This is a genomic window from Janthinobacterium lividum (genome assembly GCF_034424625.1).
Taxonomy (GTDB): domain Bacteria; phylum Pseudomonadota; class Gammaproteobacteria; order Burkholderiales; family Burkholderiaceae_D; genus Janthinobacterium; species Janthinobacterium lividum.
Genome location: NZ_CP139977.1, coordinates 407,145 through 429,688, shown reverse-complemented (window position 1 = coordinate 429,688; position 22,544 = coordinate 407,145). Strand labels below are relative to the sequence as shown.

The following is a 22,544-nucleotide window of genomic DNA, read 5'->3' as shown; positions in this document are numbered from 1 at the left end:
ACATGGATGAAATTTAATGTGGTGCGTATAGGGCAGTCTATGCCAGTTGGCAGGACAAATGCTGCGTTTCTGATTGAGGATCAGTGGGATGACTGGGGGAAATACCGCACTCAGTTCTATCTCCGAATTGCTGACTTAAGCGGAATTCTCCACGACATTGGCAACGTAAAAATCGGCCATCAAGGGTTGTTACCTGGTGCGACTACGGCTGAAAACACTCGAGCTCCCGTGTTGCAGGATCAGTTTGCGATACTCCCGCCAAGTTATTTCTCATTAGCACGAGGTGAAACGTACTATGAAGCATTACTTAAATTGCCAGACGATTTGGGATTGACTGTACTGAGGGGCTTGAGGGATATTGCATATGACCTTAAGATTTTTGACAAGGTCAACAATGAATATGTGGTTGGTGAATCTCTACTAAGAGATCTTCCTTCAGCTAACGTCAGAAATCGATGGCATAGACTAGCGCGTGGCGATGCAACGCTCACACCATTTCAATTTTGTTACTTGCGGCCGGCTCCACAGCTGGGATTACCTCCACCTCCGCCAATGGATTTCGTGGTCACACCAAACTCCACACCTCCGACAAACGTACATGCACTAATCGGTCGCAACGGCGTAGGCAAGACACACTTCATGCAACACTTGGCAAAGGCGCTGCTTAATTCTGGAGGACCTGATAAATCTGCTGGCACACTGTCTCCGCTCGGCCACAACTCCGATGATTGGACGTTTTCTGGCCTTATCGTTGTATCGTTCAGCGCATTTGATGACTTTGACCTACCGATTTTAGAGACGTCGGAAATCACAGCGCATGCCGTGGGGCTGCGAATTAAGAATGCGGAGACGCAAGTGGTTCGTGTAAAGAGTCCCTCTGATTTGGCGCACGATTTTACGAACAGTTTCGCGATCTGCCGAAAAGGGCTACGTGCTGATCGCTGGCGCCAAGCAGTAGTGACACTAGCAAATGATCCAGTATTTGCTGATGCGAATGTCTCAGATTTACTTAGTTTACCGGACGAACTGTGGCAAGCCGAAGCCTTTGATTTTTTCCATCGGCGCCTAAGCTCAGGTCATAAAATCGTACTACTCACAATTACCAGATTGGTTGAACTAGTCGATGAAAGAACCTTGGTATTGATGGATGAACCCGAGGGGCACCTTCATCCCCCTTTGCTGTCGGCATTTATTCGAAGCCTATCTGATCTTTTAGTCCGCCGTAATGGGGTCGCTATTTTGGCTACGCATTCGCCTGTGGTGTTGCAAGAAGTACCTCAATCATGTGCTTGGATTCTACAAAGGGCGGGACTTAGCTCTGTTGCGGAACGTCCAACAATTGAAACCTTCGGTGAAAACCTTGGCGTCTTAACGAGGGAGGTGTTTGGATTCGAAGTGACTACTGCTGGATTTTATGGTTTGATTCAAACAGCAGTCTACAGTACGCCTCCCCTCAATTACGAGCGGGTCTTAAAACATTTTGATGAGAAACTCGGAGCAGAAGGGCGTGCCATTGCCCGAGCACTTGTAACTAACCGTGACATAAAACGTACTCAATGAGGAAAATAAATCCGCCAACCTATAGCCTTAAAGCGATCCTCGAACTATGTGCAGACAGCGTTCAAGATAAAGGATTATCATTGCGTCTTCTAGGTGCTATAGAAACCCTTTCGGCAGCAGAGACAGTATATAGAGAGCTAGGGAAGTCCAACGATCTATACACAATTGCAGCGACGGATGCAGTAGATAAATGGGTAAGTAGAGGCGAGATGGAAACACTCTACACCCAGACATTCGCGCGAAAAGGCGGTCCAAGTCGCTATATTTACGACACGATTCGGGCGAGTTCGCCAGGCGGACTTTGTCCACTGTGCAATCAACGCCCTGTTTCGACGTTGGACCACCATTTGGCAAAGGCTGAACATGCAAACTTTGCTGTTACTCCCATCAATTTAGTACCTTCATGTAAGGACTGCAATACAGACACCGGAGCCAGAAAACCCACAGTCAAAAGCGAACAAACTTTACATCCTTATTTTGATTCTGTAGATGGCGAAGTGTGGCTTACGGCCAGCTTAATTCCTGGCACACCACCATCGTTGATATTCTCGGCGACTCCACCAGTTCACTGGACGGACGACCTGCAGGCAATAGTAAAAAATCATTTTAAGGTTTTCGGCTTGGGTGAGCTCTATACAATACACGCAGCTGGTGAATTGATTAATATCTACTTTGATATTGAATCCAAACCTTGGACTCAGGAAACACTTAAAGCCCATTTGCTGGAACAGGCAGGAAACCGCCGAAGGATGGTTAAAAATTCATGGCAAGCTGCGGTCTATGAGGGACTAGCAAAGTCCGATTGGTTTTGTCAGGGCGGCTACAAGAATGTCGCACACAGCCCTCTAATACCCCCTCAGTGACGGTTTAAAAACTTCATAGCAACTTTTAGGTCAAAGCATCTTTGATGTTTTGGAGCGATTGACGATGTGGACGCAAGAGAATCGAAGCCGGCATCAGCAGGTGAGGACGACACTCAAACGTGGCTATCCCACAGATGTGAAAGATGAAGAGTGGCGTCTGATCGCACCGCTGCTGCCAAGGCAAGCGAAGACGGGAAGACCTCGCAAGACGGATTTGCGCACGGTGATCAATGCGCTGCGTTACATGGTACCGTCCGGATGCGAGTGGCGCATGCTGCCAAATGATTTCCCGCCGTATCAGACGGTTTATTACTGGTTTCGGCGGCTGATGCGGCGCATGCTGTTTCGCACCATTCATGACTTGGCGCTGATGCTCGATCGTATGTGCAATGAGCGGGAGGTGCTGCCGAGTGCGGGTGTTGTCGATAGCCAGAGCGTGAAAGCGCCAGGGGCACGAACGAGAGGCTATGACGCAAACAAGAAACTCAGCGGGCGCAAACGCCATATCGCGGTCGACACGGACGGTCGCTTGCTGGCGATGAACCTGACGCCAGCCGATCTTGCCGACTCCACTGGTGCTCAGATGGTGCTCGACGGCCTGATTAAACGCTGGCCATGGGTGAAGCATCTGTTTGGGGATGCGGCATATGACCGCAGACAGTTGATGGACAAGGCCGCGTTTCTTGACTTCACGGTGGAAGTCGTGCGGCGCCTGCAAGGGCAGCAAGGTTTCGCTGTTCAGCCAAGGCGCTGGGTGGTCGAGCGAACGTTTGCATGGCTGATGCGTTACCGGCGCCTGGTGCGCGACTACGAGCAGCGCATTGATGTTTCGGAAAATATGATTTACCTGGCCATGGGCTCGTTGCTGCTGCACCGACTAAATTTCCGCTAAGTTATTAAACCGTTTCTAAGGAGCAAGCCATAGTACCGCAAACGCTATACAAGTTTCGTGACGATTCAGATCGCACAAAAAAGATTATCGAAGACAGGAAAGTCTGGTTATCAAAGCCATCCCAACTGAATGACCCACTTGAATGCAGGCCAGGTGACATTCCACCAAAATGGGAAGCCGCGACCATTCGTAAGATGGAAAATGCTCAGCTCATGGGAATGATTGGACTACCGTTTCACAGGGCACCCAACACACTTTTTTCCTACAGTGAGCGAAAGACCAAGCGGTGGTTGGAGAGATTCAAGAAGCTGCCCCACAAGGAAAAAGTACGAGCGATGCGTGAGCTTTACGCTGATCATAATAGAAGCGTTTCAGACCCACAGGAAATCTTCCTGGATATGCGCAAGCGCCTTTCTCATGTAGGAATCTTCAGCCTTTCCGAGTGCAATGACAACGAATTGATGTGGGCGCACTATGGTGCAAATCACAGCGGCATCGCACTCGGCTTCTCCGGTGGCGCTGACTCAAAGCTACGTGGTAACCGACATATGATCGCGGTTAACTATGTTAACGAGAAGCCAGTCTTTGATGTAGGCTTCAAGAACGAAGTAGCGTTCTATGCCACACAAAGTGGCGGGATGGAATCGCGCGGGCGAGTTTCGTTCGAGGATTCAGTATTTCGCGCTTCGCTCAGTACTAAGACAACTCCATGGTGCTACGAAAAGGAATGGCGCTACGTTGAAGAGACGCATGGACTCTTTGATTGGCCGGGCGACTTGGTCTCTGTGGTGTTCGGCATGCGAATGTCCAAGGAGCGAAGGAGGGAGTATCGAAGGCTGGTTGAGACCACGAACTCAAACGTGGATTTCTTCGAGGTGATAGCGGCGCCAGGCCATACTAGAATACTTGTCACGAAACTCTGATCTGTAGAATGCAGATCAGATTTGGAGGCATTCGGTAATAAGTGCGAAGGTCCGAGATGGGGTGCGGATTCAATCGGTGGTCGCAACACTCTAACCTAAACATCTAGGTTATAGGAGTGTTGAAGATGAAACAGAAACCACGAATTTATTACACTGAGACCCAGAAGGCCTTGATGTGGGAACGCTGGAAGCAAGGCGACTCCCTGCAGATGATAGCCCAGCTATTTGATCGGAATCACTCGTCGATACAGCGGATTCTGGCTGAGTCTGGTGGCATACGGCCAGCGCCGCGATGCCGTTCCCGACTGGCGCTGACGCTGGCCGAGCGCGAGGAGGTATCGCGCGCCATCGTTACCGGCATATCCATCCGCGCACTTGCCAGGCGCCTTGGACGCGCACCATCGACCATCAGCAGGGAACTCAGGCGCAACGGTGGCCGCGAAGCATATCGCGCAACTCAGGCCGATCAGTATGCGTGGGATCAGGCGCGCCGCCCCAAACCTTGTAAGCTGACGGAGAGCCGCATGCTGGCCAACATGGTTGCCAGCAAGCTCCAATTGCAGTGGTCGCCGGAACAGATTGCTGGCTGGCTCAAGCAGCTGTTCACGCGCCACGAGGAGTATCACGTGTCGCACGAAACCATTTACCGCAGCCTCTATATCCAGGCCCGAGGCGCCTTAAAGAAGGAGCTGCTGGAGCACTTGCGCCGTACGCGCGCCATGCGCCGCTCTCGTCATCACACCCAAAAGACGGACAACCACGGCAGAATTGTCGATGCCGTGTCGATCAGCGAGCGTCCAGCGACGGCGGCGGATCGAGCGGTGCCCGGGCATTGGGAGGGGGACCTGCTATGCGGCAGCCACAACAGCCAGATCGTGACCTTGGTCGAGCGCCAGACGCGCTATGTCATGCTGATAAAAGTCGCCGCCAAAAATACCGAAACGGTGGTCAACGCATTGATCGACAATGCCCGCAGGCTGCCCCAGGAACTGTATAAGTCACTGACGTGGGATCGTGGCAGCGAACTGGCCGGGCATAAACGCTTTACGTTGGCCACCGACATCCAGGTCTATTTCTGCGATCCACAGAATCCATGGCAGCGCGGTTCAAATGAAAATACCAACGGCCTGTTGCGCCAGTATTTCCCCAAGGGGCTGGATATTTCCACCTATTCGCAAGAGCAACTCGATGCGGTAGCCAGACGACTCAACGAGCGCCCCAGGAAGACGCTACACTACCAAACACCGGCTCAACGATTTGAACAATGTGTTGCGTTGACCGATTGAATCCGCAGGAAGCTGTCGTTCACCGGATGCTTGCTGTCCGGTCAAGTCTGAGCTATTACACCTGATAATCAGCGTCAGCTTCGAGTTCGAGATCAGCCTCCCCGTGCCGTTGTCTCAGATGAACAACTATTCCGAATTCAGCAGCTCGACCACATCTTCCACACCCGCCATGCGCAAGCAGGCTTTGCAGTAGCCGCGCTTATGAGTGTTGAAGTAGTTGTCGGCGGTCTTCGCTGCCGGAGCGTGGCCCGCTGCGCCACAAGAAAACGATAGTTTTGTCTTCGAGGTGCTAATGTACTTTCCTTCAATGAGTTGCTCCCCCGAGGCAAGAGTAACCATAGGAATGTAAAGCGGCCCGCCAGTGCGATTAGCCAGGGCCTCACTTATTAACAGCATTCGGCCCGTAATCATTTCGAGGGTCTTTGACGAAGAGGGCAACCCCTTTCCTTTCTCTACCGCGCATACATAGCACGGGGTCTGGAACCTCTCCGCTTTGTCCGTTGCCCGAATCGTGTCATAGCGAATAAGAAAGCTCGGATGTGGCCTGCCGGTGATCTTATGTCTCTCCCCGCAACGATACTCTTCCATCGCTTTCCCGGTAAAATCGAAACCGCCAACATATTCGACGCGGGGGTGGTACTTTTTTAGGAAAACCAAGCGATGAAAAACTGTGCTTTTCCGTGAGTCGGGCGTGGAGTCAGGGTAGCAACATGCCTCGCAAAGGTGCGGAACCACTGAGCGGTTGGAAAGATACTTGTTAGAAAAAAGCCTGGAAAGTTCGGTCAGACCGATCTCAAACTGGTGCCCTTCGGGACAGCTCACCGGGGCGCAAATTTCTCCGAGTTCGCCGTCTCTGCGTATGAAAACCTCGCTAGTGAGAGCTAGGCCAGCCTCTCGAATCTTCGCCTCGAATTCTGGTTTGCGCTGTTCCAGGGCAGCGGCACTGAGTCGGCTCGCACGGTCGCTCTCTTCGTAGCCCAATTCAAGTGTTTTGCAATGTGGACAACGGTATGTGTCGCCGTCGTACCAGGCCTTCGCGCCGGTGACGGAGGACACGGGTTCCTCATGCCCTTTCTCACACACCAAGACGATCCGTTCTCCGGGTCTTGTAACTAAGCGCGAGAAAATAGCCTCCGACAGATCTAATTTCCAACGTGCCAAGGACTCATTCCGGCGCACCAATCCGGCTTCTTTGCCTTTGCAATTCGGGCAGTATCGCCGCGGTTTTCCAGAGGAGAATCCCTTGGCCTCGGCCTTGTTTTTTGTCCCGCACACTCCGCAACGATACGTGATAATTGTGGTGACTTTAACGAGTTCTAGTTCGGGGGAAACGAGCATATGAGCGCCCAGGCCGTGAATTACTGACGCTTGCAGTTGTTGCAGCGGATTCCGGCAGATTTTTAGCCAACGCTTTGAAATCTGCTCTGCTGTCACTTTACCGGGGAATGCAACGCCTAGTGCCGCGAGTTCGCCTTTGATGAACTTTAGATAGGATGCTGGATCAAGCGGCAATGGTGGGACTATTAGTAATTTGATCCCTTCGTGCTTGCACTGGTCAACTTTAAATTTGTCGCGTTTGATTCGTTCCTCAAATTCTTCGGGTGTGTCGTCGAAGACGTTGTTCGGTTTGTAGTGCTGGACACCCTGATGCTCAAAAGCGAGATTAAACCTTTCACTGTATCCGTCCAGTTCAAGCAGGCTGGATTCGTATCGTAGAAACTCGTAACGCTTGTTCCACATCCAGTCCTTGTCAGGGAAAAGTTCAAGTAGAACAGCTTGGCAAAGTTTTTCGCCTTTCTTATACCCGGATTGCCCCCAGTTTGTTTCACGAGCTCGAATGAGCGTATGCTCCTTCTCGAATCCGGTACGCGATTGATACTTGATCTTGACGTGGTCGCCCAGCGTGTGGATGTAGCTGATGATGGTGGCCCTATGGTCCCTCGCCTCCTTGGACCAATCTTCATCGTTTTGTTTATCCTTCGTCTCTTTCTCGATAAGCCCTCTCACGCCACGCATGGGCATCGCAGGATCGGTTAGAGGCTCACGCATGATACGAACACCGGTACATACGCGGAAAAATGGGCCAGGCGTCGTCGTGTGATCCATGTTCCAGGCCACAAAATTAATCTTGCCGCCCATATCAAAGACCGCCTCAAATTTCTCCACAATCTCTTTCACTTCCCGCTGGGACGTGATTTCGGTGGCACCAGGAATGCGGCCTTGTCGAATCGCAACGGCTACCGCACTCTTCGTTAGAGGATTTGAGCTGAAGCCGTCGGGGCTGGTGACCGTGTAGCGAACACTATTTACGTCGGCTTTGCTATAAGAACTCAAGGCCAGGAGTTGATAGCCTCCAAGGTGCGGAGCCGCATTGAATTTCGCCCTGACCCCCTCAATGCTTTGGCAGCAGGGACAGCCGATACTCAAAAAAACGTTATGAGGCTGCATGAGCCATTCGCCATCTCGACCTGCTCCGCAAGCGGAGCAGAAGAACGGCAGCCGGTCTTTCATGCGAAATGTTCCTCCGAGGCAGTTCTGGTGAAGGTGTATCTCACCGAAGGCCAAACGCTCTTTATGAAGTTCCCCAAGGCGCCGTTCTATATGCGCCGCCGTGTCATCCTTTCGCATTCTGCTTCTCACTTGTTTCGCCCCGGTTTATTTGCAATCGGCATTTTAGTGTATAGCCGGTGCATACAGTCTGGGCGACTTCAGGGCTTCGACTTGTTACATAGAGACGAGACGCCAGGTGGCTGCGCTCACGGCTTGTGCTTTTACGACCGAGATGCTATCGGATGATCTGAAAATGCTCACTTAAGAATTGGTAGCGACCTGATTTTTACGATGTGCGACCGACTGCAAAGGCCGACGAGCACGAATTCGTACTACGGCGGCTTTTTGAGTTGAGTTGCCACCTGAATGTCAGCAGATGAAGATTAATAATTGACTGCTACTGGCCGGCTGCCGTCGTTGGCAGGTTACGCCTGCGGATTCAATCGATCAACGCAACACTTTAACTTAAATGCATCGTTGCAGAGCGGAAATTATGCGAGAGATAGATCGAATCGACTGCTCCGCGCACCGCGAAACCCAGGATTAACGTTGCAAGAGGTTTAGCCACGGAAGAGTTCATGGTGGAATCCACCAAAGCTCAAGCAGCTCTTGCTGGTGCGCGGCATGAGTCTCTGCAGGGCAGGAGATAGACAGGCCAGTCCCGATCTCGTCGTTGGATCAGGCAGCTACGAGATCGCGTACCAGGAGCCTGGCACGAAACCCAAGCCCCGGACACGATCCATGATTCTCATCGTCCGAGAACCATGTATCAGGAAAGTCTAAGCTACTGGTGGCGATTCAGTAATCCCCGCTGCTCCAGCCACAGGTAGAGCGCCTCTGGAGCATGAAGAGTCACCGAACTACCGATTTTCCCGATAGCTCAGCGCATCTAGCGCCAGTACTGACCCAGCCCACGACACGCTGCGCCTCATCCACCAGCATAATGATCTTGCAGTCGGACGTTTCGCTCCCATAGTTGAGCTGCAGAAGGTCATCTTCATGTCGATAGCTGACGGGGGTGCCGTAGCGGGCGGCGACGGCGAAACTATGTTGTCCGATCAGATTATCCCGTACCCAACCTTCGCTGACCTCGCATCCTGAACTAATGATGACAAATGCTAGCGAGCATAGGGGCCTCATTTTTCACTTTCGGTACCTGATCACTCCCATCCTAATCCGTGACATGACCGTTGGCTTTGCGTCAGCACATGAGCATTGACACTATCAAGGAGCATCTACTCGTGGATCCCCAAGACCGACGGTAGCTTAGCTCATAGGCTGCGTACCGGTGGCTACAGATCACCGCAACGTTCGCTGGGAATCTCGCGCCTCATGTCGATTGCTCTAGTTTTCGGCATCATTACCCAAAAGATGCTGACTCGAGGGTGATTAGTGCGATGAAACTGAGGCGACGGACGGAAACCGTAATGTGCTCACTATCCTATTGCCGCTAATACCAGGAACAAAAATCCGATAATAAGATCCGACTTTTCTGATATTGTGCAATGAAATAGTGTTCAAATTTTCAAACTAATCGGAAGAGCATGACCACCCACTACTTCAACAATTCTGAAAACCGGCTGCACAACGAGCTTTTCGGGGCTGAGGCATTCTATGACCTCGACACCACGGGAAACCAAGCCAAAGCGTTAACAAAAATAGTTGCGGGTGATATTTGTGTGGTTGCCACTCCCCAAGACAAACTGGTTCGTTTCTCTCGTTATATATTTCGACGCTTTGGCCTTCAGAAGGATGGAGCTGACAAGCAAGTGCAGGTTCTTTTCGGTGACCTGTTAGATTCGCACCTACTTTCTAAAGCTGAAGCTGCGATCGATATAGATTACGGTGTTCTTTTTGACAAGAAGGGAAATTTTAAGCGCGCCTCAGTACATGTTGATCCTGCCCGATCCAATATGATTGGCGAGCGTTTTTTTGGAGAGATTCCAGGGAGGCCAGTTGGCTCAACCTTTGACAGTCGAATCGCACTCAGTTCCGCAAAGGTGCATCGACCGACTCAGGCTGGGATCTCCGGTGCAGCCAAGGAGGGCGCTGACTCCATCGTTATCTCCGGCGGCTATGAAGATGATCAGGACCTCGGCGACGAAATCGTGTATACCGGCCATGGAGGGCAGCTGAATGGGAAACAGGTCAAGGATCAGGAAATGCTGGTCGGGAACCTTGCCCTCGTCGTCAGTGAGATGGAGGGATTTCCAGTACGCGTCGTTCGAGGACCAGATAAGAATAATTCTTTTTCTCCGCCCAGTGGGTATCGCTATGATGGGTTGTTTCGTGTCGATAGTCATTGGCATGAAATTGGCAAAGCAGGGTTTAAAATTTGGCGATATCGGCTAGTGAAATTGCAGGCTGAAGCTGTACCGTCAGAAATCTCAGGTGTTGGCACCGAAGGGTTGCCGACTGGCGAGAATTCGAATCCTGTTCGTAAATCTCACACCGTGCAGCGTATTGTGAGAGATACCAAACAAGCAAAAAATGTAAAAATGCATTACGGGCATGCTTGTCAGGTGTGCGGCACACGAATAATGACCGCCACAGGACCTTACGCCGAAGCAGCACACATTCGTCCGCTAGGAGCACCGCACAATGGGCCTGACACTTCGGATAACATTCTTTGCTTATGCCCAAACCATCATGTCATGTTTGACTTTGGCGCTTTTTCAATCGAAGACGACCGCTCACTTATTGGCATTGAGGGCAGTCTTTCGATCCGGCCCGGCCATCGTATCGACATCAAGCATCTGGCATTTCATCGCGAAAAATACTCCAACCGGGCAAAGTGAAGTTATGCGCAGGGTTTTCACTAGTTGCCTGCGATTCGCTCAAAATATGACTTTTCGTCTTTAATTACGGATAACTTGTTGCACCCACAAGCTATCCAGACATACCTTTCAGATAAATTAATAAATTCTATGCTCATCGATGGCTGCCCACACAGTTTCGCAGATCTCACGTCAACGGTACTTCCGAAGCACCTCATCACTCTCCGCACAGCATTGGCAAAGCCACATCCTGCGTCTCGTTTCAACAAGGCGCGAGAGGGCCCAGTATCCATAGCCCGCGCGCTCGGAATCGACTCTGATTTCTCGGGATGCTACGTACTGATGGACAATGGCACACCTATTTATGTTGGCATCTCACGTCAAGTTCTCGCCCGTTTACGTCAACACCTCACAGGCAAAACCCATTTTGACGCAAGTTTGGCGTACGCCATGGCACAACGTAAATGTCCAACGCCGGGCAAAAGAGGGGACGCCATGACCCAAACATCGTTTCAACAAGCTTTTGCCGATGTGAAGACGCATCTATGCTCACTTCATGTAGCTTTTGTTCAGATTGAGAATCCCCTTGAGCTGTATGTCTTTGAGGCATATGCGGCCATGGAACTCGCTACGCATGAGTGGAATACTTTTCGCACGCATTGAGGAGCCGAATACTATCTTGACCTTGGCAAAAAGAGGTAGCGCGGGAGCTTCTAGCTGACGTCATTCGTGCATAACTGCGTACCGCGCGAGATCAGAAGTATCACCCACAGCTGAATCGACGGCACCGCATGACGGCTCCGGCGCCGTCAGAAGACGACACCGTGTTGACCACAAGGAGTTCCTTCCACTGAGATAATGCGTGCAATGGTTGTCGGGAGTAAAGTTAAAGTGGAAATGTGAAGCGGAAGCCCAAAAGCTGCGCTCATGAACGGGGAAATAAGCGGAATTTACTTTTCGTGGCATTTACCAACAGACCGCGTTGTCGGAAAAGCCGACAAATCGACCGGTTTCGCTTTACCTGCGCATGGTTTAGAGAAAGGAAAACAATGATAGTGATGAAAAAAATGGAATGGAAGGTTACAGCCGTAGTTATGCTCACCTGCTTAGCCGCGTGCAATTCCTATAAAGAGCCAGCAACTGACGATGAGTGGCGGGTGTTCTGCGAAGCGCCAGACAGCGTGACACGTATCAAGGCTATCGGTGACGAGGGCAAACGTCAACAAGCCGGTAGTATCTGCGCACGCGCCCCATGGCAAAAATTTGAGCCGAGTGCACAACGATCTTATTAGCGGAAATCCGTGCGGACTAAAATCCGCGCCAAAGAAGGAACAAATCCGATTTGCGCTGAGATGAGCACTGAGATCTGCCGCACGTACCTGGTTCGCGTCAACACAGAGGGATTCGGCAGCGCACACAACTTTACAGGCCGGATGCAAATTGCCACGCTCTATGCGTTCTTCAATGGCTATGAGCTAGCCTTTTGGCGCGCTGCTTGAGGCCCTGTTACCCGGCCTGCCTGCGATCCGGCGCTTGCAACCTTCATGCGAAACAATGAGACAGGGCATCTGCCCATGTTGGTCGAAACGGGGCTAGTCATACGGTCGATTCCAGAAGCGGCTGTACCTCACCAAATTAGAGGAAAATAATGTCAGAAGATAAATTAGTATTCGATGAAACGTTGATGGCCACTTTGCGAAATGCGAAAGCCGAGGAAGTAGATCTACTTGTAGATGTGGTGACGGACTTCGGAAGGGGGCGAGCCGGTCTCGATACAGAACTAAAAAAAGAGCTGGTTTTTGCCAAGCACTCTCCTTTGACTGATCGATATCATTCGAAGCTACTTAAATTGCTGGGTGCGGAATTACAGCAATTTGGGGGAAACTCTGCGATGAATCTGATGCGGCGTTACCGTGGAAAAGCTGCGGTCCCTTACAGTGAAGTGGTGGATGATGTATACAAAAAGCTCAACGGCAAGTCTCCGGCAACGAAGTCAGTGGAGCAAAAGGAGCGCGAGCTAGCCTTGGCTTTGTTCGGTGCCAACTGGCGTGATCTGCCTGCAAAAGAACGCTACGAAAGAAGTACCAGCGTGACTGTATTGGCTGGTGCGTTCTCGATAAGTAACGCACTAGGGACAGATGCTAAAGGTGCATCTGTAGGATTGTCGGCAGTAAATAGTGCCGCTATATTTTCCGCGTTGAGCATCGGCTTGCGATTGAATCCGGTTGGGATACTCGCGACGGCGGGCCTCGGAATTCATAGCGCCGTTTCGGAGGCATACCGCGTCACGGTACCTTTCATCGCACAAATTGGGTGGATAAGGTTACGTCAGGAGGCGGACTTGCTTACGCCGTCCGAGGTGACTTCCCAGCAAGACACGCCAGCCTACCAAGCTGCCGCTTTGCGGGATCTGGTAATGACCGACGAAAACGGCCGCAGCCTAATGAAAATTAGCGTGTTCGAAGGCGCACCGATGTTGGCGGGAAGGGCAATGCCCTCAGAGCAGGTAAGCAAACTCAATCCATTGCTTGCGAATATTCCTGGCCTCGCAGCTTTGGCTGAGCAGCAAAATGGCACCTACGTGCTTTGCAGCATACCCTTTGAGGCGCTGACGGCGGGCAAGAACGAAGGCACTGCGCGGGCTTGGGTTACTGAGGCGGGGCGCATAAAAGAACACGCTTTTTTGTCAGAGCCTGAGAAACTGCAGAACGTCATGGTCAGTGGTGCGGTGTGGAATATTGTATCTTCCGCCGTGGGACAGAAACACCTGCACGATATCAGTGAGAAGCTGACAGCCATCAAACGACAATTGGATGATATCCAAGCTGACATGGAAAACTCGAAACGGCACAAGCTTACCGCCTTAGTGAAGTATGTGCAGAGTCTGTTGGATCATTATCCCCAGGAGGGAATTAGTGCGAATGCACTTGCTCATTTGGAAGACCGGCAAGTTGATATGGTCGAGTTAGAGCAATATTTTCAGGACAAGATGAAGGATGAGGCGATCAAAGCCAATCAGGTGGAAGCGGGAAACCTGTTTAACCCAGGCGCGTCCAGAACGGCGTTATTGGAAAGCCTTGCCAAGATGGAGGTTTGGACACAAAGCTTAGTGCAGGTGGCCCAGTTACGTATTGTCAGTTATGCGTTACTCCATATGGGCGCACCATCGACGCGATACCGTGCCGAGGCAATGAAGGTTTTGGACAGTCTGGAACCACTATCTGTCGATGCAGAAAAATTCCGGCAAATATATAGTGCTCAGTTGGAGTTGACTAACTCGCGGCTGTTTTCGACAAGCGCTGATCAGATGAATGGGTTCGCCGCACAGTTGGCGGCACTGGATGACGTTATGCGAAGCGCTCCGACGCACGCCAAGAAATTGCATAAGTTGCTTTCCGAGGATCAGCGTGTGCTGCTCCGTGTCGAGAATGGTCAATTCTCTTCGGGTGATTTGCTTGACTAGGCGAATCATCGCACAAACAAAGCGCTCAGAATTCGGACATGGAGCATTGTGAGGTCTGCTGATTTTTCGGTAAGCGTGAGGGTAAAGCTGCCTTGAGCCTGGTGCCGAAGTGGTCGATAAGGCATTACGCTGCTGCGAAGCGGCGTGGTTTCAAGCCGACGCAGTCTGCGCGGCGCAGCTCCAGGGAGGGAAGTGGCTGACGAGGTTGACTGGGTGATTGCACAGCAACGCTTTACCCGCGCCCTGGCTCACACACATAAGCGATAGCAAACGATTCGTATGGCTGCAGGCTGAGGTGGTCGGTCAAGCTGTCACGCTGGGCATAGTTGCTGATCAAGCCTTGCCCGGCAATGCCGTGCAGCATTGCCGGCAAATCCAGTTCGACATGTTCGCCGGAGAAGTTGTTGACGACAACGAGCTGTTGGCTTCCCAAGCTGCGCCGGTAGGCGAGTACCTGCAGGTGCTGCTCCAGCAACGGCAGGTATTTTCCGTAAACCATGACGTCCCAGTGCTTGCGCAGTTCGATCAGCTTCTGGTAGTGGAAGAAGACCGAATCGGGTTGTTCCAGCGCGGCCGCGACGTTGATCTCGGGGTAGTTTGGATTCAGCTTTAGCCAGGGCGTGCCAGTACTGAAGCCGGCGTTGTGTGTGCTGTTCCACTGCATGGGGGTGCGTGCATTGTCCCGCCCGTTGGCGTGGATGCCGGCCATCATCGTCTCCGCTGACACGCCGGCGGCCGTGCGTTCGTGGTAGAGATTGAGCGATTCGATGTCGCGATAGTCGTCGATGGAATCGAAACGTACATTGGTCATGCCTATTTCCTCGCCTTGATAGACGTAGGGGGTGCCCTTGAGAAAATGTAGCGCGGTGGCCAGCATCTTGGCCGACTCGACCCGGTAACGGCCGGGATCGCCGTATTTGGATACGGCGCGCGGCAGGTCGTGGTTATTCCAGAACAGTGAGTTCCAGCCGGCATCGGCCAGCTCGGTCTGCCACTTACTGATGATCTGCTTGAATTCAAACAGATCGAATGGCCGCGGCTTCCATTTCCCCTCCCTGGTATCGTGGGTCATGGTGATGTGCTCAAACTGGAAGACCATCGATAGCTCCTGACGCGCCGGGTCGGAATACAGCTTGGCGGTCTCCGGGGTGGCGCTCCACGTCTCGCCCACCGTCACTACATCGCGTGCGGCCAGGGTCGCTTGGTGCATTTGCTGCAGCAGCGGGTGCAGTTGTGCGCCGTTGGCGATAATCTGCTGGTCGACCTGTTTGCCGATGAGATCGATCACATCCATGCGGAAGCCGCCGATGCCCTTGTCCAGCCACCAGTTCATCATGCGATGCACCTCTTCCTGCACTCGGGGATTTTCCCAGTTCAGGTCCGGTTGTCGTTTCGAGAACAGATGGAAGTAATATTCACCGCTGGCGGCATCGTATTCCCATGCACTCCCGCCAAAATACGAACGTTGCTGGTCGGGCGGGGAGCCATCGGCGCCTGCATTGCGCCAGATGTAGTAGTCACGGTAGGGGCTATCCTTGGACTTCTTCGCCTCGACGAACCAAGCATGCTCGTCAGAGGTGTGGTTGACCACAAGATCCATCAGGATACGGATGTCGCGCTTGGCCGCCTCTGCGATCAACTGCTCCATCTCGGCCAATGTGCCGAATTCAGCGGCGATATCCTGATAGTCGGAGATGTCATAGCCGTTATCGTCCATCGGCGACCGGTACACCGGCGACAGCCAGATCAGGTTGATTCCCAGATGTTGCAGGTAGTCCAGTCTGCCGATGATGCCGGCCAGATCACCGACCCCATCGTGATTGCTGTCTTGAAAACTACGTGGGTAGATCTGATACACGACGGCGTTATGCCACCATTGCTTATCCAACATAATTATCTTTCTCGCTTATGGATTGGCGGCACTGTCTTGCAACGTGCCAAGGGATCGCCAGGGGGAGGGCAGACCCGATCTCGTCGTTGGCTCAGGTAGCTAGGAGATCGCACACCTGGAGTCTGGGAGAACATCCAGGCCTCGTACATGATCCATCGGGCCCATCTTTCAAGAACTATGGATCAGAGGAGTCTAAGCTACCGATGGCGTTTTGCTGCAATGGCACCGTCCGCTTCCGCCCAAATGCAGACATTCATGACACGACCGTTAACTTCCACCCAAGAGGACACGCAAGGCAGGGCTCACTTGGCGGAAACGCTGGCACAGATGGAGTGGCTTCTTGGCTGCGGAACCGGCTTACTACCACGGTTCAAACTCCAGTCCCGCGTAGCGTTCATGGTTTGCACCGATGGCGAATGCCTTTTCAATCCACGCTGAGCTTTCACCGATCGTTATAACTACAGTAAATGACCCTCCCCGAGCGGGTACTGGAAAGTCCACTGCTACGATCTGCAAGAAACGTGCGTCGTCTACATCGTCAGGTATTCCGTCAATGAAAAAAAACTGAACAGTGTAGTCCTCCTCATCGATTAGCCCGAAGAAATTGCCTTGAACGCCCCTGCCATCTGCCCAGTGATTGAGCGCTTCGTTAAGCGTTAAATCGCGCGCTGCGGATGATTCCACAACGTCTTCCAGGTCCTGCCAGTATGCTTTCATTGTATGAGCCATCATCATCCTTTTCGTGTCGCTTGAGGTCCAACGCGGTAGCACATCGCAGCTCTAGCTGGGCGCGGTCACTGTCCGCTCCTGGCTGCGGACTCAATCGTTCAACGCAACACTTTAACTTAAATGCATCGTTGTAGAGCGGAAATGATGCAAAAGAGCACTCGAATTGATTGCTCCGCGCTCCGCGAAACCCGGGATTAACGTTGTAGAGTTTTAGCCACGAAAGAGTTCATGGTGGAATCCACCGAAGCTCAAGCAACTATGACTTCAGCGCGGCAAGAGTCCCTATATGGCAGGGGATTGGCAGGTCGGCCTCGATCTCGTCGTTGGATCAGGCGGCTACGAGATCGCGCACCAGGTGCTTGGCAGGATTCCCAGGTCACTTACATGATCCATCACTTTTTCATTTTTAAAGAACTATGGATCAGGTGAGTCTAAGGTACTGGTGGCGATTCAGTCTACCTTTTACATCGGCATCAATGTCCCAATTCGCATTTAGAACAAAGAAAAGCTCATTGCGCTCCGATCCAACCGAATTATTATTATTCATTTTGAATCGTGCATACCTGACGTATCTGGAAAGTATGCTATAAATGCAACTTATTGCGTTGCAGCACCCATTCAGGAGCATCATTTGAGTAGACCTCTCATTGTCATGGGCGACAAGACCAGTCATGGTGGCACGGTTATCAGCGCCGATCTCACGGTCGACATCAATGGCAAGAACGTAGCGCGCTTCGGCGACATGACGGTATGCCCCAAATGCAAGGGCACGTTCCCCATCACGTCCGGGCCGAGCGACCTGGTAGACGGCAGTGGCAACGGTTATGCGCGTCACATGGATTCGACCGCTTGCGGTGCAAAACTGATTTCCGGCCAAATCACGACGATCTGGTTGGACCAGTCCAGCGTGGGCGACCCGGCTGATGTCGACGACAATGACGTGATGGAAACCGCCGGCAACATCGCCGCAAATACCGACTCCGGCATTTGCCTCGAATGCTTGCTGTCCGCTGCCGCCGCTGGCGCGACCACCGTTATCAGGGAGTGACAATATTGATTGACGTCCTGGAACGCCTGAAGCAACTTCAGCAACATCACTCGGCGCTGTGCTTATACGCACTGGTCGACGGTGTTCAATATGAGACACACCGCCAAACGCGCATGACGGAAGATGGGACGCGCTACCCGCTATTTACCGGCACACCCGACGCTGCGCTCGCGCATGCAGGCCCCTGGTTGGTCGACGTGGCGGGAGCAGCGCCTTCGTTTCTTGGAGACCTGGCCGCACTGGAGCAAGAAACACCTTCCGTTACCTGGCTGTTCGCCGTGCAGGACCTTGGTGGCCTGGCGCAGTTGCTGCAACTACACTTGGAAACACGGCTACCGGATGGCCGCGCAGCGCTGCTGCGCTTTTGGGATCCGCGCGTGCTGGTGAAGCTGGCACAAATACTTGAGCCGGCACAGCGGGAGGCGATGTTTGGTCATATTCACGAATGGCACTTGCTGCTCGACGGCAAGCGGGCAATCATAGGGAGGCGCGATGCTGACGTTTAGCGAGGAGCAATGGCGTGCCGTCCAGACGGGCGACATGAGCGATTTCGTCATCGCAGTGGCGGACCAATTTTTGGCCAAGCGTGCCGACATGGCAAGCCAGCCAGGCCGGGCGACCGTGATCGAGCGCATGCTGGCGGCGTACACCTACGCCATTCGAATCGGTTTCAGGTCCACGCCGCATATCGTACATCTGATGTACTTGTCAGCCGACGCACCCGGGATCCATGACGACCCGCTGGTCGATACCTACCTGCGCAAGCCCGGCGCCACGCCGGAGCAGCGGTTCGACGAACTGATCGCTGTAATGGATAAAAAACTGGAAGGTGAGTAATAATGGGCGCGCTACCGATATTGGTGATACCAGCAGTCGTGGAGAAAATTTTGTTAGCCTTGGGTGTCGCCGCCGCAGGAGCCGTGATCACGGACGAGGCATTGCGCAAACGCAAAAAAGAGGCAGAAGAGGCAAAAGACGCCCGCGTCACCCCCCTCGCGCGTGCCGAGACGCGAAGCGATACCAAAGAAAGATGTCGGTGCCCGCCAGACAAGGGGACGCTTATGGCTGTTCCACACAGCATGTCGCCAGCCGCACGCGATTACCAAGCCCGGATTACTGGCTTCCTGATTGGCATGGAATGGGTGTTTGAAGGAAAGGACTTTGACGGCTTCCAATCCCGCCTGTGCTTGTTGCAGGAAGCAAAAGCAGATTATGACCAGTTTTTTAAGGAAAACGGTGAACTTAGATACGATTTTCAAAAAAGTATCTTCCAGAACATGGTATTGAAACAGGCCACCGCTCAGTCCAATATTGTCAAAAATAACCCTCCAGCCTCGCTTAGCTGGTACTTTCAAACGCCACTCGCGTATGAACACATGCTGCCCAGTCTAAGTGCATTGGGTATTACCACTTATTACACTCCATAATATTATGATAATAAAATCCTTGTTCAAACGCGATGCAGCGAACACATCCATTGCGTTCCGACCTTCCGTCCAAAAAATCGCGACGATTGTCCGCTTCTTGCAAAAAACTGAGGCGTTTGGAAAGAACTGGTTTCTGTCGAAAGAGACAGAAGCAGAGTCGTTTCTGTATCCTGTTTTCGATGCCTCGGGAGAGCTTACTACTGCGGCCGAAGCCGTACTCGAGGCCGAGTTTAAGGATGAGAAATTTCGATATCTCAGTGCTTGGAATGGCGAACTCGGAGACGGCGAGGGCGCGAGTATTGCGCTTGGGTTCAGCGACAGTGAGTGGCCCTCTAGGAGTCTGGAAATCAGCGATCAAGGCGTCGGCGCAAAACGGCTTGGTATTGATGGCGTGAAAGAGATGCTGTCCATTATCGCGAGGTCCCTGCGGCCGGTATTGATTACGGTTGCACGTAATCAGTATTTTAAAAAACAGGTCTTCAAGGATCGTCCCGGTGTTGGCTGGATGTTGTACCTGCCGCGCATACTCACGGTCCAACAGGTGCCAGAGGCACGCGCTTTAGTGCCCGTGATGGCGATGGATGAGCAAGGTAAAGACAGGCAGATCGGCACCATCATCGTGAGTGTCACCGACGAGCCTTTCAATGATGAGAATCCTGAGCACGTCAAGATCGCCAATACCATTGAAATTCGCCTGGTCGATCAGGACTTGCTGCCTCGTTATGTCGATATTTGACGAAGGATAACTCACTTCGATGGTACGAAAATATCCTGCCATGCAGGGGATAATCACTGTTCGACAACAAGGTCAAGTCAATTGGCCTTTGGTACAGCGTCCTAATCTGCAGTAGCTGCACGCTGACCGGATTTGATACGGCCTTAGTAAGAGACGGGCACGCGGCCTACTTCGACGCTTCGACCGTCCCATCTCTGGAACTATGGGTGCGACCAGCTTTACGCTGGTCACGCCCCGCCGACCGATCACATCGTCACGCATTAACGCGGGTACGCCGAGGCGCCCTCCCGCGCATACCTCGACATGCCAAATCCAAATCGACTACCCCACGAGGTTCTGTCGCATTGAAGATGAGGCGGCTGCCTCGAGTACGCTGCTATCAAACCATAGTGACACGGAATGTTCAGCTTGAAAGGAGCGCGCGTCCCCATCGACTTTATTTTGGTCAGCATCCACTGGTATGCGGCCTACCTGCTGAGCCACCGATACATCGCGGAAATGATGGGGGGGAAATAGCCCCCTGATTCGCCAGACACAGCCTATGTGTCCAGTCCCGTTTGATCATAAACGCGCTTCACGAATGGGTCCGGCTACTTTTTCTGCCATTCTTTCAGCGCCTGGATGAGCGTTTTTGCACCGATGGCCCGTTGTGGAATGTGGTGGTTGTAAAACTTTAAATAGTTGAACAAGGTCGTCTCCAGATCAGCACGACTGTCGAATCGGGTCTGCTGCAAGAGCTCGCTGATACGGTCATTGACTCGCTCGACCATGCCATTCGTTTGCGGACGCCGGGGCGGTGCTGGGCGGTGTTCGATGCCCAAGCTAACGCAGACTTTATCGAATGCGTGCTGGCCACTGGGCTTCCTGTCTTTTGTGGCGAAGCGGTCGGTGAATTGCGAACCGTTGTTGGTCAGCAGTTTGATGATCCTGATCGGCGAGCCCAGCTTGAGCCGGCGCAGAGGTCGACGCCGCTTTTGTCGGTTAGCTCAGCGCGTGATGAAGCAATGGGCAGGGGGACAGACGGCTCGTGCCCGATCTTGTCGTTGGGTCAGGCAGTTACGAGATCGCAACCAGGCGCCTGGCCGAACACCGGTGGCCCCATACCGATCCATCCGTTCATCATCTTTTTAGAACTATGGATCAGGAGAGTTTAAGCTGCTGGTGGCGATCAATGGAGAGGGACGGCCACATTAAATATATTTGCGTTACGATAGCTACTCCATAGCGCCCTTTGATGCGCATGAACCTCCTCATTCTGCCATCTATGTCACCTAATATCGAAACCCTCTTGCAGCGCTCGGCAGAGTTTGAACTTGCACTGCTCGCAGAATTTCCTGAACTGGAACTACGATTGGCTGATAGCAGCCCTAAGTTGGAACTCGTAGCCACTGCGGCCATGGTCTCCCTGGAACACGGATCGGTGCTCAGGAAAGCATTTGAGATTGGGGCGCCAAATACTGGCGCTGCGCTATTGCGCCTGCAGAACGAAGCGCTTCTCAAAGCAGCATGGCTGCTTTTCGCGGCTACACCCCTCCAGGTGGAAAAGCTGGCACGACCTTTAGAAAATGAGGCTGAGCAAGCAGCCAAGGGGCTACCAGGATACCTTGATATGCTGGCAGCAGTACAAAAGTCTGGTCCCGCCGGACTCACACAGCCACTGATGGAGTTCAACCAATACTCACGCCATGCGCTGAATTCGTTCGTGCACACCGGCATTCATCCGCTCAGCCGCACAAAGGAAGGTTTTCCTCTGCCACTGGCGGAAAAGATACTCAAGTTTGCCAATGCTCACAGTCATCTTGCCTATCGTATCCTGGCGGTGCTGACAGGCGAGCAGCAGCGTATGAATCAAGTTACAAAACTGTATATCGCCTTCGCAGATTGCCTGCCAATGACTACAGCAAATGAAAGGAATCCGACGTAGCTAGGAAAAATTTACCGGCTCGGTAATCCCCCCATTTTTAGAGCGCGCTAAAAGCCGAGGTTCAGCGACCACGGCAAGCTTCTGTTTTGGCGTGACACCGTCTGGTGCCATGTCGCGCTGGCCATGAGCGCAACTCAACTGCCAGCGCGCAAAGTCCCCGATCTGGCCGAGCGCACGAAACAGATGGCGGGCCAGTCTATCGTAGCCAACTGTGCCGAGGTAGCGCTCAGAAGCAGGCGCTCTGCTGTTGCCGTGGTCAGCTATGCCATCCTTCGCCGGCAGTTATGGCTAGGGATGGCCTGCTTTGCTAGCACGCGGCATGAGTCTCAGCAGGGCAGGGGATAGACTGGCCAGCCCCGACATCGTCGTCGGGGCAAACAGCTACGAGATCGCACATCAGGTGCATGGCAGGACGTCCATGCCCAACACGATCTATCGGTTTTTCATCTTTCAAGAACTGTGGGTCAGAAGTGTC

General features: G+C 52.6%; 18 protein-coding genes and 1 pseudogene. 15 read left to right on the top strand and 4 right to left on the bottom strand.

The genetic code is table 11. The features are described from left to right. Nucleotides 1-6 precede the first annotated feature (6 nt). The 5 genes from U0004_RS30040 (at nt 7) to U0004_RS30020 (ending at nt 5,524) form a co-directional block, all read left to right on the top strand. Complete coding sequence (locus tag U0004_RS30040) at nt 7-1,560, top strand: AAA family ATPase (RefSeq protein WP_070254255.1); 1,554 nt, start codon at nt 7-9, stop codon at nt 1,558-1,560. Between the two features lie 209 nt (nt 1,561-1,769). Further along, nucleotides 1,770-2,423, top strand: coding sequence for a hypothetical protein (locus U0004_RS30035; RefSeq protein ID WP_139144085.1), 654 nt, complete (start codon nt 1,770-1,772; stop codon nt 2,421-2,423). Between the two features lie 64 nt (nt 2,424-2,487). Continuing rightward, nucleotides 2,488-3,315, top strand: coding sequence for an IS5 family transposase (locus U0004_RS30030; RefSeq protein WP_070254257.1), 828 nt, complete (start codon nt 2,488-2,490; stop codon nt 3,313-3,315). A gap of 194 nt (nt 3,316-3,509) precedes the next feature. Next, the gene (locus tag U0004_RS30025; protein WP_217495224.1) at nt 3,510-4,238 is read left to right on the top strand and encodes a DUF2971 domain-containing protein; all 729 of its coding nucleotides are present in this window, start codon (nt 3,510-3,512) and stop codon (nt 4,236-4,238) included. Nucleotides 4,239-4,363: 125 nt separating this feature from the next. Continuing rightward, on the top strand, nt 4,364-5,524 hold the full coding sequence (locus U0004_RS30020) for an IS30 family transposase (protein ID WP_070257963.1): 1,161 nt from the start codon (nt 4,364-4,366) through the stop codon (nt 5,522-5,524). 126 nt (nt 5,525-5,650) lie between these two features. Here the strand turns inward: U0004_RS30020 and U0004_RS30015 are convergent, their stop codons facing one another. Then, complete coding sequence (locus U0004_RS30015) at nt 5,651-8,035, bottom strand: hypothetical protein (RefSeq protein WP_139144055.1); 2,385 nt, start codon at nt 8,033-8,035, stop codon at nt 5,651-5,653. Between the two features lie 1,583 nt (nt 8,036-9,618). On the opposite strand from U0004_RS30015, the gene U0004_RS30010 reads away from it, so the two are divergent. The 4 genes from U0004_RS30010 (at nt 9,619) to U0004_RS30000 (ending at nt 14,314) form a co-directional block, all read left to right on the top strand. Beyond that, nucleotides 9,619-10,872, top strand: a complete 1,254-nt coding sequence (locus tag U0004_RS30010) for a YDG/SRA domain-containing protein (RefSeq protein ID WP_217495212.1) — start codon at nt 9,619-9,621, stop codon at nt 10,870-10,872. Between the two features lie 321 nt (nt 10,873-11,193). Beyond that, the gene (locus U0004_RS30005; RefSeq protein WP_231958636.1) at nt 11,194-11,514 is read left to right on the top strand and encodes a GIY-YIG nuclease family protein; all 321 of its coding nucleotides are present in this window, start codon (nt 11,194-11,196) and stop codon (nt 11,512-11,514) included. Nucleotides 11,515-11,900: 386 nt separating this feature from the next. Next, on the top strand, nt 11,901-12,143 hold the full coding sequence (gene trbK, locus U0004_RS30170) for an entry exclusion lipoprotein TrbK (RefSeq protein ID WP_115057679.1): 243 nt from the start codon (nt 11,901-11,903) through the stop codon (nt 12,141-12,143). 356 nt (nt 12,144-12,499) lie between these two features. Then, nucleotides 12,500-14,314 carry a YaaW family protein gene (locus tag U0004_RS30000; RefSeq protein WP_070253782.1) on the top strand — a complete coding sequence of 605 codons (1,815 nt, stop codon included), beginning with the start codon at nt 12,500-12,502 and terminating at the stop codon, nt 14,312-14,314. 232 nt (nt 14,315-14,546) lie between these two features. Here U0004_RS30000 and U0004_RS29995 read toward each other — a convergent pair whose 3' ends face one another. Beyond that, nucleotides 14,547-16,211, bottom strand: coding sequence for a glycoside hydrolase family 13 protein (locus U0004_RS29995; RefSeq protein ID WP_115057678.1), 1,665 nt, complete (start codon nt 16,209-16,211; stop codon nt 14,547-14,549). A 354-nt stretch (nt 16,212-16,565) separates the two neighbouring features. After that, nucleotides 16,566-16,937, bottom strand: coding sequence for a hypothetical protein (locus U0004_RS29990; protein WP_115057677.1), 372 nt, complete (start codon nt 16,935-16,937; stop codon nt 16,566-16,568). Between the two features lie 649 nt (nt 16,938-17,586). Here U0004_RS29990 and U0004_RS29985 point away from each other — a divergent pair. The 5 genes from U0004_RS29985 to U0004_RS29965 are packed head-to-tail and all read left to right on the top strand — an operon-like array spanning nt 17,587 to nt 20,145. Beyond that, nucleotides 17,587-17,982, top strand: a complete 396-nt coding sequence (locus U0004_RS29985) for a PAAR domain-containing protein (RefSeq protein WP_081345894.1) — start codon at nt 17,587-17,589, stop codon at nt 17,980-17,982. After that, a complete protein-coding gene (locus U0004_RS29980) occupies nt 17,979-18,488 on the top strand; it encodes a DUF4123 domain-containing protein (RefSeq protein WP_231958635.1) in 510 nt (169 codons plus the stop codon). The genes U0004_RS29985 and U0004_RS29980 overlap by 4 nt, the downstream gene beginning before the upstream one ends. Next, complete coding sequence (locus U0004_RS29975) at nt 18,475-18,819, top strand: hypothetical protein (protein WP_070260001.1); 345 nt, start codon at nt 18,475-18,477, stop codon at nt 18,817-18,819. The genes U0004_RS29980 and U0004_RS29975 overlap by 14 nt, the downstream gene beginning before the upstream one ends. 2 nt (nt 18,820-18,821) lie before the next feature. Beyond that, on the top strand, nt 18,822-19,409 hold the full coding sequence (locus U0004_RS29970) for a Tox-REase-5 domain-containing protein (RefSeq protein ID WP_070259999.1): 588 nt from the start codon (nt 18,822-18,824) through the stop codon (nt 19,407-19,409). Nucleotides 19,410-19,428: 19 nt separating this feature from the next. Next, the gene (locus U0004_RS29965) at nt 19,429-20,145 is read left to right on the top strand and encodes an immunity 52 family protein (protein WP_231958634.1); all 717 of its coding nucleotides are present in this window, start codon (nt 19,429-19,431) and stop codon (nt 20,143-20,145) included. Between the two features lie 590 nt (nt 20,146-20,735). Here U0004_RS29965 and U0004_RS29960 read toward each other — a convergent pair. After that, nucleotides 20,736-21,104, bottom strand: a pseudogene (locus tag U0004_RS29960) (integrase core domain-containing protein); the annotation flags it as partial. Nucleotides 21,105-21,385: 281 nt separating this feature from the next. Here U0004_RS29960 and U0004_RS29955 point away from each other — a divergent pair. Further along, nucleotides 21,386-22,069, top strand: coding sequence for a DUF6988 family protein (locus tag U0004_RS29955; RefSeq protein ID WP_139144281.1), 684 nt, complete (start codon nt 21,386-21,388; stop codon nt 22,067-22,069). Nucleotides 22,070-22,544: the final 475 nt, after the last annotated feature.

What these genes read in the sequence shown, in the direction of transcription:
- U0004_RS30040 (WP_070254255.1), top strand. Translation starts at nt 7, where the DNA reads ATGAAATTTAATGTGGTGCGTATAGGGCAGTCTATGCCAGTTGGCAGG.
- U0004_RS30035 (WP_139144085.1), top strand. Translation starts at nt 1,770, where the DNA reads ATGGAAACACTCTACACCCAGACATTCGCGCGAAAAGGCGGTCCAAGT.
- U0004_RS30030 (WP_070254257.1), top strand. Translation starts at nt 2,488, where the DNA reads ATGTGGACGCAAGAGAATCGAAGCCGGCATCAGCAGGTGAGGACGACA.
- U0004_RS30025 (WP_217495224.1), top strand. Translation starts at nt 3,510, where the DNA reads ATGGAAAATGCTCAGCTCATGGGAATGATTGGACTACCGTTTCACAGG.
- U0004_RS30020 (WP_070257963.1), top strand. Translation starts at nt 4,364, where the DNA reads ATGAAACAGAAACCACGAATTTATTACACTGAGACCCAGAAGGCCTTG.
- U0004_RS30015 (WP_139144055.1), bottom strand. Translation starts at nt 8,035, where the DNA reads ATGAAAGACCGGCTGCCGTTCTTCTGCTCCGCTTGCGGAGCAGGTCGA.
- U0004_RS30010 (WP_217495212.1), top strand. Translation starts at nt 9,619, where the DNA reads ATGACCACCCACTACTTCAACAATTCTGAAAACCGGCTGCACAACGAG.
- U0004_RS30005 (WP_231958636.1), top strand. Translation starts at nt 11,194, where the DNA reads ATGGACAATGGCACACCTATTTATGTTGGCATCTCACGTCAAGTTCTC.
- trbK (WP_115057679.1), top strand. Translation starts at nt 11,901, where the DNA reads ATGATAGTGATGAAAAAAATGGAATGGAAGGTTACAGCCGTAGTTATG.
- U0004_RS30000 (WP_070253782.1), top strand. Translation starts at nt 12,500, where the DNA reads ATGTCAGAAGATAAATTAGTATTCGATGAAACGTTGATGGCCACTTTG.
- U0004_RS29990 (WP_115057677.1), bottom strand. Translation starts at nt 16,937, where the DNA reads ATGATGGCTCATACAATGAAAGCATACTGGCAGGACCTGGAAGACGTT.
- U0004_RS29985 (WP_081345894.1), top strand. Translation starts at nt 17,587, where the DNA reads ATGGGCGACAAGACCAGTCATGGTGGCACGGTTATCAGCGCCGATCTC.
- U0004_RS29975 (WP_070260001.1), top strand. Translation starts at nt 18,475, where the DNA reads ATGCTGACGTTTAGCGAGGAGCAATGGCGTGCCGTCCAGACGGGCGAC.
- U0004_RS29970 (WP_070259999.1), top strand. Translation starts at nt 18,822, where the DNA reads ATGGGCGCGCTACCGATATTGGTGATACCAGCAGTCGTGGAGAAAATT.
- U0004_RS29955 (WP_139144281.1), top strand. Translation starts at nt 21,386, where the DNA reads ATGAACCTCCTCATTCTGCCATCTATGTCACCTAATATCGAAACCCTC.